Here is a 13,878-nt window from a genome sequence, read left to right as displayed (position 1 = left end):
TTGTTAAAGGGATAGCCATCATGGTTCTTCGTTTTCAAATTAAAGGCCACTAAAAAGACTGTAGTTAAACTCAAATAATTGGGTTTAGCTACAGTTTTAAATGTATCTTAATGTGACTCTTTTTTTATATTAAGGTATGAACCAGAGAACCGCCAGAGTACCTTCACCTGCATGAACAGCGAGGGAGGAACTAATTTCACCAATAGTAATTTGAACATTTGGAACTTGCAGTTGAATATCCTTTTTTAATGCTTCCGCTTGTTCTATTACATTTCCATGCATCAAATAAATAGAAGTAACACCATCATTTTTATTAGCATCGATTACTTTATCGATTAAATATTGCAATGCTTTTTTCTGAGAACGAACTTTATCAAGCTCGTGTAAAATGCCTTGATCGCTAATTTGAATAATCGGTTTTATTTTCAATAAACTTCCGAGATAAAACTGCGCACTATTCAATCTTCCGCCTTTATATAATTGCGTTAGGTTGCCTATTAAAATATAGTTGCGCAAGTTTTTCGTTGAATTTCTTAAAATAGTAGCTATTTCATCAAATGGAACATCTTGTTTTTGTAAGCTAATGCCCTTTTCGACAAGCCCAGTAATACCAACTGATAAAGCTAAGGAGTCTACGCATTCCATACGAACTTCTGCGATTTCTGCCCCACTCAGTGATGAAGAAATAGTGCCACTAAGTTTTTCTGAAACATGAACTGCGATAATAGCCTCATATTGTTCTCCAAGTTTTTTATAAAGCTCTGCAAACTCGCCGGCAGATGGTTGGGAAGTTTTTGCGGATTCTTTAGAGTTTCGAATACGTTCATACAATTGATCGGTAGTTAAATCAACTCCGTCCGTAAATTGCTCTTGTCCGAAATGTATAGTCAATGGAACTTCATATACATCAGGATGACTTTTTAATAAGTCACTCATAAATGCGGTACTATCTACTACCCAAGCTATTTTATTTGTTGTCATGCTATACATCCCATCTAATATATTATTTGTTTAATAGTAATTATATCATAGGAAAGAGCATTTTATGTTTAATACGCTACATATTTACTATACTAAGAATAATAGCTAGTCCTTCTTTTTCCACCATCTTTCGCCCCAAGATTCTTCGACGTCAAACCGATGGCGAATAAGAATAATGAGAACAGCGAAGGACAGTGGCCATGTATGGAAAAAATCTGGAACAATCCAACAGAGGATAGCGTAAAATGCGAAGGCAATTATCATACTTAATGTTGCGCTTCTTAAAATAGCTATAATAACGAAAAAGCAGGCTGCCATAACGCCAAATTGTAACGGTGTTAAGAAAATTGCAACACCTATAAAAGTAGCAATTCCTTTTCCACCTTTGAATTTTAACCAAAATGGGTAAAGATGGCCTAAAATAACAAAAAGTCCGCCAATTGCAATAATCTCTAACGAAAAATGATAATAAAAGCCGATATATACGATAAGTGTACCTTTTAATGCATCACCTAAAAATGTTAAAATAAATGCCTGTTTACCAAGGACGACACCAGCATTTCGAGCTCCTAAATTTCCGCTGCGCATCACACGTAAATCGGTCTTTTTCCATTTACCTACCCACCAAGCAGTGAGTATATTGCCAATAAGATAGCTACATAACCAATATAAATACATTACATCACCTCAATGAATTTGATTGTGAGAGTTGGAAAGGGTTGCTACGTTATGAAAATAAAATATTTATTTGTACTCATCCCATTATTATTTTTATTAACATCCTGCGAAGAAGCATCCAAGCAGCCACCTAAAATTGCTAAAGCTGGAGAACTAATATTAACGCAACAAGATTTTATGAATGAAAAATCGATTGAGTTATCGGGAGAATGGCAATTTTTTTGGGAAGAATTATTATCCGAAAAAGATATACAATCGCGATTGAATAAGAATCCACATTTAAATTTGACGCTGCCGACTCCGTCTAGGTGGGAAAGTTCGTTGGGAACACCATTTGGATATGGGACCTATTATTTAAAAGTGACCATTCCTGAAGAAAAGGTTGGGAATACTTTAGCGATTGCAACTACTAACCAAAATACATCGTACACGCTTTCAGTTAATGGAGTAAGGGTTGCATCTAATGGATATGTTGGTTCTAGTATAGAAACAAGTGAACCGCAATATTCTAATCGTTTAGTATATTTTACACCAAGAAATAAAGAATTAAATATTGTTTTACATGTTTCGAACTTTTTACAACCATCCGGTGGTGTGATAAATCCTATTTATATAGGAACTGCTGAACAAGTGTCTATAGATTATCAAAAACATCTTGCGTATACGATGTTTATCATTGGCTCCATATTAGTCATGGGGATTTATGAAATTTTTATCTTCTTTTTTAGAAGAGAGAACAAAGAATTTCTGTTTTTTGGATTAATAAGTATTGCTATTACGATGTATTCTGTTTTGAGGCCACCATTTTATATTACAAAAATTGCTCCTATTTTACCTTGGTTATGGCAAGATAGGCTTTATTTAATTAGTATATTTGTACTTTTCATCCTGTTTTTATGTTTAGTTCGAATAATGTATCCGAAAGAACTGAAACTGCTCCCGGTGTTAATAGGAGTAATTGCGACGTTAGGTATTACGATGTTTACTTTATTTACACAACCAGTTGTGTACCGAGAAATATTTACTTATTTTTTCGTTCTGGTCGCATTATTTATGGTCTATGTTTTATACGTATTGATTTTGGCATATAAGCGAAAAAGACCGACCGCTTTAGTAAATTTAGTAGCAAATACATTGTTTTTTGCTTCTGTAATAAATGATGTATTACTTTACGCCCATTGGATTGACAGCGTTCCTCTTACTTCTATTGGATTCTTTTTATACGTAGTAATTCAAGCAATCAATCTTGGAAAAGATTACGCCCGCAAGTTTGATGAAACGGAAAGACTGTCAGGAGACTTGCAAAAATTGAATGTATCGTTGGAGGAGAAAGTAAGAGATAGAACGGAAGAACTGAAAATGAAAAATACAGAGTTAAAACGACAAACGCAATTAGATGGATTAACTGGAATCTACAATCGAAGATACTTCGATGAGTATTTGGGTATTCACTTTCAAGAAAGTGAGCCTTTAACACTTCTAATGATGGATTTGGATAATTTTAAAGCATATAACGATCAGTATGGTCATGTTGCGGGAGATGAGTTATTAATAACATTTTCACAGCTTGTAAAAGGATTATGTGAAGAAGATGCATTCGTTGCAAGATACGGTGGAGAAGAATTTTCGGTTGTTTTACCGAATACTTCGATACAAGAGGCAGGGCAGTTTGCTGAAAATATACGTATATTAATGGAAGAACAAAAATTTCCAACAGGACAGGAAGGGAAATACGTGACGGCTAGTATTGGTGTTTCTTCCACTGAGCAGCATGCGTTCACAGAAAAAGAGCAGCTCTTGGAAAGAGCGGATAAGGCATTATACGAATCAAAAGCAAATGGCAAAAATCGAGTTTCTGTGTTGTAAAAAATGCAAGCCTTTTAATATGAGCGTTTAATTGGTATGATGTTAGTAATTATTCAAGTATAAAAAAGGGAGTTTTTATAAAATGATGGATCAGTCTTTAACTATTCGTGAAGCAATTATTCAGCGAAGGTCGATAAAAGCATTTAACGGACAACCAGTTGAAAGAGAGACACTTTTATCTATTTTAGGAGATGCTGTTTGGGCACCGAATCATCAATTAAGAGAGCCATGGCGTTTTGTTATTGCGTGTGGGAAAGAGTTGGAAGCATTACATGATGTGCTAAAAGAATTTGCAATTCCAAAGTGGAAAGAGCTATCAGAGGAAGATTTAGAAAAACAAATGAAAAAATTCACTACTCCAGGTGGCTATGTGTTTGTTGTTGTTCCAGAAGATGCACGTCAAAAAGAGCGTTTAGAGGATTATGCATCTGCTAGTATGCTTATCCAAAATGCTCAGTTGCTTGCTTGGGATAGAGGGATTGGTTCTTGCTGGAAAACTCCTGGATTTTTAGATAATCCAAAGTTCCGCGATGCAATGGGTGTTAAGCAAGGCGAGCGTATTATTAGTATGTTCCAAGTAGGTTATTTTGATGAAATGCCGAAGCCGAAAGTACGTAAAAGTATTGATGAGTTAGTTACTGTTTTTGAAAAGCAAAATGAATAATTAATAGATGTAATCCCTGTGAATTTTCACAGGGATTTTTTTGATTGAAAGTATGGTAAGGGAGTGGATTTCGTTACAAGCGGACGCTTTCTGCGGGCACGGCTCCAATCTCCTCGTCGCTGCAAAGACGCTCCTGCGGGCCTTTCAGCTCGCGTTTTTCCCGCCGGAGTCGCCGCTTTTCACTACATCCAGCTAATTTAGAAGAATGTCCGAGTATCACAAAAAACCCTCAAGTATTCTTGTTCTTTCTAATTAATAACCTTCATGTAAGAGGAGAAAAAAGTTCATTTTCACTTTTAGTTAGAATCAAATCGACAATCTTCGAATGAAGTAAATTTGTCATCTACTTCTTCACTTTATGTGTAGATGTAGAAGTGTCGCTTTGTAAAAATCTACAAAGTGCCGACAAAATTGTATCTTTGGCGGCATGCAAAGTAGATTGAACCGACTTGCTTCTTCTATTGCCAAAAGTATTTAACTAATTGGCACTAAAGTTTCCGGAGAGGGGAAGGCGAACATTTGCCATACGATGACCGAACAAAAAAAGTGTGTTAGAAGAGGCGTAGTCGCTTCCAACACACTTTAAAAGTTTTCCTGTTCATCGTATAGCCTAATTATAAGCCTGAAGAGAGCCGGAAACTGCATCCAATCTATTGTTTGTAGTAGGGTGGTGTCTTTTTACATAATTCATTTGCAGTTGATGAATTGCGTTCTACGATATAGGAATAGAAACAAGTGCCTGTAATATAGCCTTTTTCCCATTTTTCCGTAAAGGTAACAATATACTTTTCTTTTGCTATTTGCTTAACATCTGTTGCTCTTTCTACTTCAAAACCATCAATAGATCCTTGCCATTTTCCTACTTTCTTTGGAAAATCACTTGTGACTGTTCCATTTCCTGAAGTGGCAAATTCTACAGCATCTTCTTCTGTGAAGAGAGGGATAGGAGCGGAGATTACATAAAAATACCCCCAAGATAGCAGTAGGAATGCACTTGGTATGAGAAAAAACATTTTTATACTTTTCTTTTCTAGCAATATTTTACTTAACAACTTATAAATAATGGCGTACATAGAAGCTATTAGCATACCGTATATTGATAGTAACCACTCTTGGGCAAATACCCCGAACATAATACCAAAAAGCCCATGGATTAAAACATACAGCCATTTTGGCCGAATAAAACCTTTTCTTTGTATGAAATCGATCCCGATGGATACTAAACTACCATAGATAAAAATAACAGCCCCACTATAAATAAACCAAACCATAAACCAACCGAGAAACTGTGAACCGAGGCTATGGTCTATTCCAGTACTATTTCTTATTAATGAGTAAGCGACGAATGATACAGACGTAATTACTGTAGTAATAACTGTTGTTACTAGCTTTCTAAGAAGATAATTGGGCATCGCTTTACCTCCTATACAAAACGACATGGATGAAATAGAATCCATGTCGTTTAATATATATTATTTTTTTAAATCCTCTTTAGAAAGTTTTGCTAGTTCATAGTAGTAGTCTCCGATAACACGAAGACCTTGGTCAAAGTTTTCTAAGTGGAAATGTTCATTTGGCGCATGGAAGTTTTCAGAAGATAATCCAAAGCCCATTAATACAACAGGTAGTTCAAGAATTTCATCAAAAGCAGCTACGATTGGAATGGATCCACCGCCACGAGTATAAGCTGTTGGCACATTATATACTTTTTCGTAACTACGACCAGCCGCTTGAATAGCAGGGTGATCGATTGGTGTGATAAATGGTTTTCCTTTATCGAATTCCGTTAAAGTAACAGAAACTCCAGCAGGCTTGTGTTTTTCGATATGTGCTCGAAGCTTAGCAACGATTTCATCTGGATCTTGGTCAGGTACTAGGCGGCAAGTGATTTTTGCCCCTGCTTCGCTAGGCAAAACGGTTTTAATCCCTTCGCCTGAGAAGCCTCCGAATACTCCATTAATTTCAAGTGTAGGACGTACCCAAACACGCTCTAAATGAGAGTAACCTTTTTCTCCGAAAAGCTCATCTACTTGAATTTCTTGTTTTAGCTCGTCTTCACTGAATCCAAGAGCATTATATGCTTCTCTTTCCTCATCTAGAAGAGGGCGGACATTATCGTAGAAGCCTTCCACTTCAATCGTTCCTTCCGCATCACGGAATGAATCTAGGATGGAAACTAGTGCGTGAATAGAGTTTTGTACTCCGCCACCATAAAGTCCAGAATGTAGATCGCCTTTTGCACCTTTTACATCAATTTGAACGCCACAAAGCCCACGTAAACCATAGCAAACTGCTGGCTTTCCAGGACCTTGCATGCCTGTATCAGAAATAACGATAACGTCCGCTGCAAGTTTTTCTTTTTGTTCTTTTAAATATTCTTCTAAGTTAGGGCTACCAACTTCTTCTTCTCCTTCAATTAAGAACTTCACGTTTACTGGAAGTGTACCTGTTGTTTGAAGAAGTGCTTCGATCGCTTTCACATGCATGAATACTTGTCCTTTATCGTCACTAGCACCGCGTGCATATAATTTATTTTCACGAATTTGTGGTTCAAATGGTTCTGATTCCCATAAATTTAATGGATCAACCGGTTGGACGTCGTAATGACCGTAAATAAGCATTGTTGGTTTGCCTTCGGCGTGCATCCAGTCTGCATATACTACTGGATGACCATTTGTTTTATCAACAAGTACGTTTTCTAAACCAGCATTCGTTAGGGAGTCAGCTAGCCACTGAGCCCCTTTTTGCATATCTTCTTTATGTTCAGATAATGAAGAAATACTTGGTATCCGAAGGAATTGCTTTAATTCCTCTAAATGTTGTTCTCGTTTTTCTGTAAAATAGTTATCAATAGTGGATAAATGGCTCACTAAAACCCCTCTTTTCTAAAAATTTCGTGAATAGAAATAGTATAGCATAAGAATTGTGACAACTAAAATACCAGTATGCTATAGTTATAAAAAGAAATAGGGTACGATTTGAATATTATTATTATTATAGGAGGATACAAAATTGTACATAGAATTTGTACTAATTGCTATTGCGCTGATTGTTTCATTTTTCCTATCAGGTAGCGAAACCGCTTTAATGACCGTTAATAGGACAAAGGTCCAGTTACGTGCTGAGCAAGGGGAGAAAGCTGCTGAAAAATTGCTTGCCCAGTTATCGAAGCCGGACCGAATGATTATTGCGATTTTAGTAGGAAATACAATTGCGAATATAGCATTAGCTGTATTATTAATATTAGTTGCCTCCCATTATGGATGGCATATTGGCTGGTCAGTTACTGTTTTAACGACGTTCATTATTTTATTTTGTGAAGTGTTGCCAAAAACAATTGCTGCTACTTTTGCAGAAAAGATTGTATTTATTGTTGCTCCATTTATTCGTTTTATGACTCAGGTTTTAAGACCTTTAACGTATTTAATAGAGAAACTTACTAATATGATGATTCGTGTAGCGTCTAATGGTGCGGTAAAGGAAACGATGATTTCTAAGGAAGAGATTCTATCCATGGTAGATCTTGCATCAACTGATGGTACATTTGAAGAGGAAGAATCTGAACGTATTAAGGGGATTCTCGATTTTCCGCATAAGGATGTATCGGATGTATTATCGACACATCGGACAGAAGTTGTAGGGATTCCAATTGAAGCAACATATGAAGAAGTAAGGGATACCATTTTAGAGCATTATTATACGAGATATCCTGTATATGATGAAAACATGGACACGATTGTTGGGATGTTTTATTCGAAGCAGCTAATTGCTTGGTCTATTGAACCTTCTATTAAATTTGAGGCAGTTATAGATAGAGAGCCGTTGTTTGTTGTGCAAACTCTAAGTGTTGAAAAGGTGTTTAAGCTCATGATGACGCATAAAAAACATATGGCGATTGTGTTAGACGAATACGGTGGAACGCTAGGAATTGTTACGCATGAAGATTTAATAGAAGAAATGATTGGCCAAGAAATTGAAGATGAAACAGATCATGATGAAGAAATTTTAGTGCATGAATTGACGGACAATCGTCTAGTATGTGCTGCGCGCTTGGAGATCGAAGAAGTAAACCAAATGTTCGCAGTTAATATTATGAATGAAAGTGAGACAATTGGCGGCTTCGTATTGGAGCAGCTTGGGCATGTTCCTGAAGAGAACGAGCAATTTTCTTATGAAAATTTAATCATTGAAGTGAATGAAATGGACCGAAATCGTATTGTTACGTTAACAATTATAAAGAAAGAAGTAGCGCAGGAGAGTTAACATCTCCTGCGTTTTTGTATTCCCTATTTTTTCCTTACACGTTTGTAATATAGTTGAAAGAGAATACGATAGAGTGAAAGGTAAATATTTGGCATTATAGAGTTAACAAGAAAAACCGAGCGGGGGAGAAAAAGATGCAAGTTAAATTAGAAGATATTTATGAAGAATATAACCGTTACATATATTACTTATGTTTGAAACTAACGAAAAATCAAATAGATGCAGAAGATTTAATGCAAGAAGTGTGGATGAAAGTTGTTCGATACGAATCGTATATGAAGGAAGTAGATCATGTGAAAGCGTGGCTTACGACAATTTGTATGAATACGTTCCGTGATCGTTATCGTAAACAAGTAAGACGTAGCAAGTATATTGCAAATCAGCCTGAGCAACTGGACGTGTCGATTTTAGATTTAATTGCTGCTGATGTGTTGTCTGTAGAGGAACAATTAGAAAAAGAAGATGTTAGTGAAATGATCCGTTCAAAAGTTTCTGAGTTGGACGGTATTTATCAAAAAACGGTGCTGTATTTCTATGTGCATCAGTTTTCATTAATTGAAATTGCAGAAGTGATGAAAGTTTCGATTGGAACGGTGAAGTCTCGTCTATTTAGAGCGAAACAACGTTTGAAAGAGCTTATTATGAATGATGAGTTAGCGAAAGAATCATTAGTAGTTGTTTAATAGAGAAAAAAGTCTTCCAAACTTTCGATTTGGACGACTTTTTTGTGGAATCGATCGAATAACCGAAACAATCGAACGATCTCCCACATACAAAAAGCCCCGAGCGAAGTTTTGCTCGGGGCTTGCGTATTTATTATTCTTCGATAACTTCTTTGCCAGTGGAGAACCATTCTTCCACGTTCCATACTTTTGTTGCCAAGCCTTCATAAAATTCAGGCTCATGGCTTACGAGTATAATCGTACCTTTGAATTCCATCATTGCACGTTTTAGTTCTTCTTTTGCATGAATGTCTAAATGGTTTGTAGGTTCATCGAAAATAAGCCAGTTCGTTTCTTCCATCATTAGCTTACATAAGCGAACTTTCGCCTGCTCACCACCACTTAAACTAGATAATTGGCGGGAAATATGATCACTTTTCAAACCAGTACGAGCTAACGCAGCGCGCACTTGGTTTTGCTCCATGCTGGGATATGTAGACCATATTTCTTCGATTGGTGTAATATTTCCTGCTTTTACTTCTTGCTCAAAATAAGAAGGGAATAAGAAATCACCGCGTGTTACTTTGCCTCCTAATGCTGGGATTTTACCAAGCATTGTTTTTAGTAAAGTAGATTTACCAACACCATTCATTCCAACGAGTGCAATTTTCTCTCCGCGCTCAATTGTAAAAGTTAGCGGTGGAAGTAGTGCGTTATCATAGCCAATTTCTAAATGTTCGGCTTCGATGACATAGCGACCAGAGCTGCGTGATTCTTTAAAGCTAAATTCAGGCTTAGCAGCAGTTTCTGGACGGTCTATACGCTCAATGCGGTCCAATTGCTTTTGACGTGATTTAGCTCGCCCAGTCGTCGAGTAACGTGCTTTATTTTTAGCGATGAAATCTTCTTGCTTTTTGATGAACTCTAACTGTTTTTCATACGCATTAATATGTTGATTTTTATTCAACTCTGCTAGCTCTAAGAATTTCTCATATGTCGCCGTATAGCGAGTTAGTTTGGAGAATTCCAATTGGAAAATAACATCTACAATGCCGTTCATAAATTCCGTGTCATGCGAGATTAATAAAAATGCATAAGGGTAATTCTTTAAATAATTAGATAACCAAGAAACATGTTCTTCATCCAAATAGTTGGTAGGCTCATCTAATAACAATACTTTCGGTTTTTCCAATAAAAGCTTCGCAAGTAATACTTTTGTACGCTGTCCACCAGATAGTGCTTCTACGTTACGATCTAAGCCGATTGCATCTAGTCCAAGTCCACGAGCTACTTCTTCTACTTTCATATCTAAGCTATAAAAATCCCCAGCATCAAGTGCATCTTGAATTTCTGCCATTTGTTCAAGCAATTCTTCTAGCTCTTCTGGTGTTGCATCAGCCATTTTAGCTATAATCTCATTTAGCTCTTCTTCTTTTTGATAAAGAGGTAAAAATGCATCGCGTAAAGTGTCGAACATCGTGCGCCCTGATTGTAGACGAGTATGCTGATCTAAATAGCCATAATGCGTGCCAGGTAACCATTCTACTCGACCTTCGTCATGAATAAGTTCGCCAGTTAAAACGCTCATCATAGTGGATTTACCAACCCCATTAGCACCAACTAAACCAACATGTTCTCCTTCTACTAGTCGAAATGAAACATCTTTAAAAAGTGTTCGATCTCCAAATGTGTGTCCTAAATTTTCTACGTTTAATAAGCTCATCTATTATTTCCTCCAAAAAGAAAGCCCGGCGGATTACAAATCCGCGAGCTGTTTGTTTAGTTCTGCAAGGTCTTCTTCCATTTTGGCAAGTCTACGTTCGGCGTTTTCTACTTGAGTAGGGTGTCCATTAGATTCGAGTTTTTCCATATCGCCCTGTAGGTTTATATAGTCCAGCTTTAACTCAGCAATTTGCGCTTGTAGTTGTTGTTTAGTCATGAATAATCACCTTCAGCTTTTTGCATTTATTGTAGCATAAATAAGTTACTAACGTGCAATTTCTTCCTCTGCTTTTTTATTGGCAATCGTTTCGTGTATAAGTTCGACTACTTTATTTAAGTTGGAATCGAATTGATGATGTCCTTGTTTTTTCATATATGCTTGCCTGCGATTGTCATGTAAAAGGATTTCCATCACTGCATTTTGCAAGTAGGATTGTTTTATTTTTCTGCCTAAACCGAGATTGGCGAAGCCGTTAACTTCTTGAGCGAAGGCAAAGTTAATCTCTTCTTCATGCGCACAAAGTATAATGCAAGGAATTTGAAACTGTGCGACTAGGAACGGGGTGTAAGCTCCAGAAGAAATGACGATATCACTAGTATAGATATACGATTCAGGTTCATCCGTTGAAATAATTCGAATCGATTTTCGAGTGAGCGCGAATCGTTTAAGGTCGTTTATATCATGTTTATAATGCTCGTCTACTAATACACTAATTTGCAAAGGGATATGCAGCTGAACGAGATGTCTCAGCGTTCGATATGTTAAATTTTCCGGGTCTTCATGTGGAAAACATACGACAATATGCGGAGGATCTTGTAACATGTTATTATTTTTATATAAAGGTTTATGGGCTGGAATATATCCAGTAGGACCATATAGATAATGATCCTTCGTGTGGTCCCTGGTATTTTCATGTAATGTTTGAAAAATAATGTCGGCCAAAAGTCCGCCATCTCCATGATCATCGAAGTGTATAAGCGGGCATGCAAGAGCTTTTAACCTGCGAATAAAATCTTTCTCAGAGTTGCCGCTATCGTGAATAATGCAGTCAGGGTTAAATGATTTCAAAGCTGCTAATAAAGACGCGGTAGTTGTATATAAACATGGAACTAAATTTTGCTTTTCTACGTATTGGATTAGGCTTTTATTCGAGCTGGGAACGAAAATTTGATAGTTGGAAGTATTTAGGGCCGGTAACAGCATTTTTGCTCTCTCAGCAGGATATAATCCGCGGTGCGGAAGTGTATTTAAAAGATAAGCTAGTTTCAAGTTTCATCTTCCTTTCCAAGATATTCTCTTGTTATTGTATGGAAAGGCTTGGTTGCATATGACTGCAATTTGAAAAGCATGGGCAGAAGTCGCTGATTTTTTAGAAAGAGGAGTGTTAATTGCAGTGGGAAAACGAACAGCTATAGTAGTTGGCGCAACAGGGTTTACGGGAAGTTTGCTAGTAAAGCAATTATGCGAAAGTGAAGAATACGCAGCAGTTTCCGTTATTGCTAGAAGAGATATTGCATATACGCATCGAAAGTTAGATGTGAAAATAAAAGATTTTGAGCAGCTGGAAGATAAAGATTTAGAAATTGCCGATGATCTTTTTTGCTGTTTAGGAACGACGATGAAAGTTGCAAAAACAAAAGAAAACTTTGAAAAGGTCGATTTGCATTATCCTGTGCAAATTGCATCACTTGCTAAAAAAAGAGGAATCCCGCATTTTCTCATTATTTCAGCAGTAGGTTCCAATAAAAAATCTCCTTTTTTCTACAGCCGAGTAAAAGGAGAAATGGAGCAGCAATTGATAGATTTAAAACTTTCTAGTCTTTCTATTTTTCGACCGTCTTTATTGACCGGTGATCGGGATGGTTTTCGATTAGGCGAACGTCTTGCAGAAGGTGTGTTTCAATTACTGAACCCTCTTTTAATCGGGCCGTTTAAGCGTTTCCGATCTATTGAAGGGAAGCAACTAGCATACGCAATGTATCACTATGCAGTTCATACTGATAAAAATGAAGTGAATATTTATAAGCCTATTCAAATTTTGACTGCCAAACCTATAGAAGAAATAGAAGAAGAACCAGTGGCACGAGAAGATGTGTTTAATTGGGAGAAAAAGAAAGATTTATTTGTAGAAGACGATAAAGTAGACGAGTGATGGGGGAGTTTTCTTCTCTCCGCCAAAAGAATGAACTTTCCATAATGTGAACATTTATGTCTCAAAACAAGCTTCTTCTTTGATACAATAAGGAACGGAAGAAGGAGGTTCAGTTTTATGAAAATTCTACTCGTAGACGGAACGATTATTGGAACGAAAACAGGCGCTATTTTAGAACAAGTGAACGAACATATACAAGCGTTAAATACAGATTATTCATTAGAAATTATAAGTCTTGCAAATTACGACCATCAATTCGTAGATGGACGACCATTTGATCAGTATAATGATGATATGAAGATGCTTGTGGGTAAATTTGAGCAGGCGGATGGCTATATTATTGCAACGCCAATTTTCCAAGGATCTATTCCTGGCGTGTTAAAGAATATGTTTGATTTCTTGCATCCAAAGGCGATGCGATATAAACCGGTGTCGATTGTAGCCAATGGTGGAACGTATCAGCATCATTTAGCAATCGAAAATCAGTTGAAGCCGATTCTAGATTACTTCAGATGTCTTGTGACGCCAAACTATGTTTATACACATACTGATCATTTTGATGAAAGTAATCGTATTGTTGAGGATGATGTGCATAATCGCCTTCGTGAACTGGCTCGTGTTTTTGTGCAGTATGCAGAAATGAGCAAAACTCTTTCGAAAGAAACGATTGATACGCATTCATAAATAGATAACGAGTAGACTGTAGCTAAACTTAGTAATCTAAGTTTGGTTGCAGTCTTTTTTTCGACGAGTAACCGCGAAAGCCCCAAAGCCACGCTGCCGAACCTCATATATTTCAACAAGCTTGTTGATTAACCATTTTATTCAATTTTTTATTTTCGTTCGTTTTCTACATAAAGTGTGTCTTAAAAAATAGTCACTATGCCTC

Annotated in this window: 13 protein-coding genes; 6 read left to right on the top strand and 7 right to left on the bottom strand. The window is 36.8% G+C overall.

Translation table 11 applies throughout. The annotated features are described in order from the left end of the window. Nucleotides 1-129: 129 nt before the first annotated feature. Together RUH95_RS17590 and RUH95_RS17585 are read right to left on the bottom strand one after the other, a co-directional pair. Complete coding sequence (locus RUH95_RS17590) at nucleotides 130-981, bottom strand: DegV family protein (RefSeq protein WP_313894204.1); 852 nt, start codon at nucleotides 979-981, stop codon at nucleotides 130-132. Between the two features lie 105 nt (nucleotides 982-1,086). Beyond that, a complete protein-coding gene (locus RUH95_RS17585; protein WP_313894203.1) occupies nucleotides 1,087-1,659 on the bottom strand; it encodes a glycerol-3-phosphate acyltransferase in 573 nt (190 codons plus the stop codon). A 51-nt stretch (nucleotides 1,660-1,710) separates the two neighbouring features. Here RUH95_RS17585 and RUH95_RS17580 point away from each other — a divergent pair, with 51 nt between their 5' ends. Together RUH95_RS17580 and RUH95_RS17575 are read left to right on the top strand one after the other, a co-directional pair. Beyond that, nucleotides 1,711-3,525, top strand: coding sequence for a sensor domain-containing diguanylate cyclase (locus tag RUH95_RS17580; RefSeq protein ID WP_313894202.1), 1,815 nt, complete (start codon nucleotides 1,711-1,713; stop codon nucleotides 3,523-3,525). Nucleotides 3,526-3,607: 82 nt separating this feature from the next. After that, on the top strand, nucleotides 3,608-4,189 hold the full coding sequence (locus RUH95_RS17575; protein ID WP_313894201.1) for a nitroreductase family protein: 582 nt from the start codon (nucleotides 3,608-3,610) through the stop codon (nucleotides 4,187-4,189). A 650-nt stretch (nucleotides 4,190-4,839) separates the two neighbouring features. On the opposite strand, the gene RUH95_RS17570 is transcribed toward RUH95_RS17575, so the two are convergent. Together RUH95_RS17570 and RUH95_RS17565 are read right to left on the bottom strand one after the other, a co-directional pair. Beyond that, nucleotides 4,840-5,601: a hypothetical protein gene (locus tag RUH95_RS17570; protein ID WP_313894200.1), complete on the bottom strand. Its 762-nt coding sequence runs from the start codon at nucleotides 5,599-5,601 to the stop codon at nucleotides 4,840-4,842. Nucleotides 5,602-5,661: 60 nt separating this feature from the next. Next, a complete protein-coding gene (locus RUH95_RS17565; protein ID WP_313894199.1) occupies nucleotides 5,662-7,059 on the bottom strand; it encodes a dipeptidase in 1,398 nt (465 codons plus the stop codon). Nucleotides 7,060-7,201: 142 nt separating this feature from the next. On the opposite strand from RUH95_RS17565, the gene RUH95_RS17560 reads away from it, so the two are divergent. Both RUH95_RS17560 and RUH95_RS17555 read left to right on the top strand, forming a co-directional pair. Then, entirely contained in the window at nucleotides 7,202-8,452 is a 1,251-nt protein-coding gene (locus RUH95_RS17560) for a hemolysin family protein (protein WP_313894198.1), read from the top strand. A gap of 134 nt (nucleotides 8,453-8,586) precedes the next feature. Next, nucleotides 8,587-9,135, top strand: coding sequence for an RNA polymerase sigma factor (locus RUH95_RS17555; RefSeq protein WP_313894197.1), 549 nt, complete (start codon nucleotides 8,587-8,589; stop codon nucleotides 9,133-9,135). Between the two features lie 133 nt (nucleotides 9,136-9,268). Here the strand turns inward: RUH95_RS17555 and RUH95_RS17550 are convergent, their stop codons facing one another. The 3 genes from RUH95_RS17550 to RUH95_RS17540 are packed head-to-tail and all read right to left on the bottom strand — an operon-like array spanning nucleotide 9,269 to nucleotide 12,106. Further along, nucleotides 9,269-10,837, bottom strand: coding sequence for an ABC-F family ATP-binding cassette domain-containing protein (locus RUH95_RS17550; RefSeq protein ID WP_313894196.1), 1,569 nt, complete (start codon nucleotides 10,835-10,837; stop codon nucleotides 9,269-9,271). Between the two features lie 33 nt (nucleotides 10,838-10,870). After that, nucleotides 10,871-11,053, bottom strand: a complete 183-nt coding sequence (locus RUH95_RS17545; RefSeq protein WP_313894195.1) for an SE1832 family protein — start codon at nucleotides 11,051-11,053, stop codon at nucleotides 10,871-10,873. A 48-nt stretch (nucleotides 11,054-11,101) separates the two neighbouring features. Next, the gene (locus RUH95_RS17540; protein ID WP_313894194.1) at nucleotides 11,102-12,106 is read right to left on the bottom strand and encodes a hypothetical protein; all 1,005 of its coding nucleotides are present in this window, start codon (nucleotides 12,104-12,106) and stop codon (nucleotides 11,102-11,104) included. Nucleotides 12,107-12,230: 124 nt separating this feature from the next. On the opposite strand from RUH95_RS17540, the gene RUH95_RS17535 reads away from it, so the two are divergent. Then, nucleotides 12,231-12,989, top strand: coding sequence for an NAD(P)H-binding protein (locus tag RUH95_RS17535; protein ID WP_313894193.1), 759 nt, complete (start codon nucleotides 12,231-12,233; stop codon nucleotides 12,987-12,989). A gap of 117 nt (nucleotides 12,990-13,106) precedes the next feature. After that, the gene (locus tag RUH95_RS17530) at nucleotides 13,107-13,673 is read left to right on the top strand and encodes an NADPH-dependent FMN reductase (RefSeq protein ID WP_313894192.1); all 567 of its coding nucleotides are present in this window, start codon (nucleotides 13,107-13,109) and stop codon (nucleotides 13,671-13,673) included. Nucleotides 13,674-13,878: the final 205 nt, after the last annotated feature.

The sequence above is a fragment of the Psychrobacillus sp. genome, from assembly GCF_032154225.1.
Lineage (GTDB): Bacteria > Bacillota > Bacilli > Bacillales_A > Planococcaceae > Psychrobacillus.
This window is presented reverse-complemented; position numbering and strand designations above follow the sequence as displayed.

Coding starts and splice junctions, on each gene's coding strand:
- RUH95_RS17590 (WP_313894204.1), bottom strand. CDS start 981: ATGACAACAAATAAAATAGCTTGGGTAGTAGATAGTACCGCATTTATG.
- RUH95_RS17585 (WP_313894203.1), bottom strand. CDS start 1,659: ATGTATTTATATTGGTTATGTAGCTATCTTATTGGCAATATACTCACT.
- RUH95_RS17580 (WP_313894202.1), top strand. CDS start 1,711: ATGAAAATAAAATATTTATTTGTACTCATCCCATTATTATTTTTATTA.
- RUH95_RS17575 (WP_313894201.1), top strand. CDS start 3,608: ATGATGGATCAGTCTTTAACTATTCGTGAAGCAATTATTCAGCGAAGG.
- RUH95_RS17570 (WP_313894200.1), bottom strand. CDS start 5,601: ATGCCCAATTATCTTCTTAGAAAGCTAGTAACAACAGTTATTACTACA.
- RUH95_RS17555 (WP_313894197.1), top strand. CDS start 8,587: ATGCAAGTTAAATTAGAAGATATTTATGAAGAATATAACCGTTACATA.
- RUH95_RS17550 (WP_313894196.1), bottom strand. CDS start 10,837: ATGAGCTTATTAAACGTAGAAAATTTAGGACACACATTTGGAGATCGA.
- RUH95_RS17545 (WP_313894195.1), bottom strand. CDS start 11,053: ATGACTAAACAACAACTACAAGCGCAAATTGCTGAGTTAAAGCTGGAC.
- RUH95_RS17530 (WP_313894192.1), top strand. CDS start 13,107: ATGAAAATTCTACTCGTAGACGGAACGATTATTGGAACGAAAACAGGC.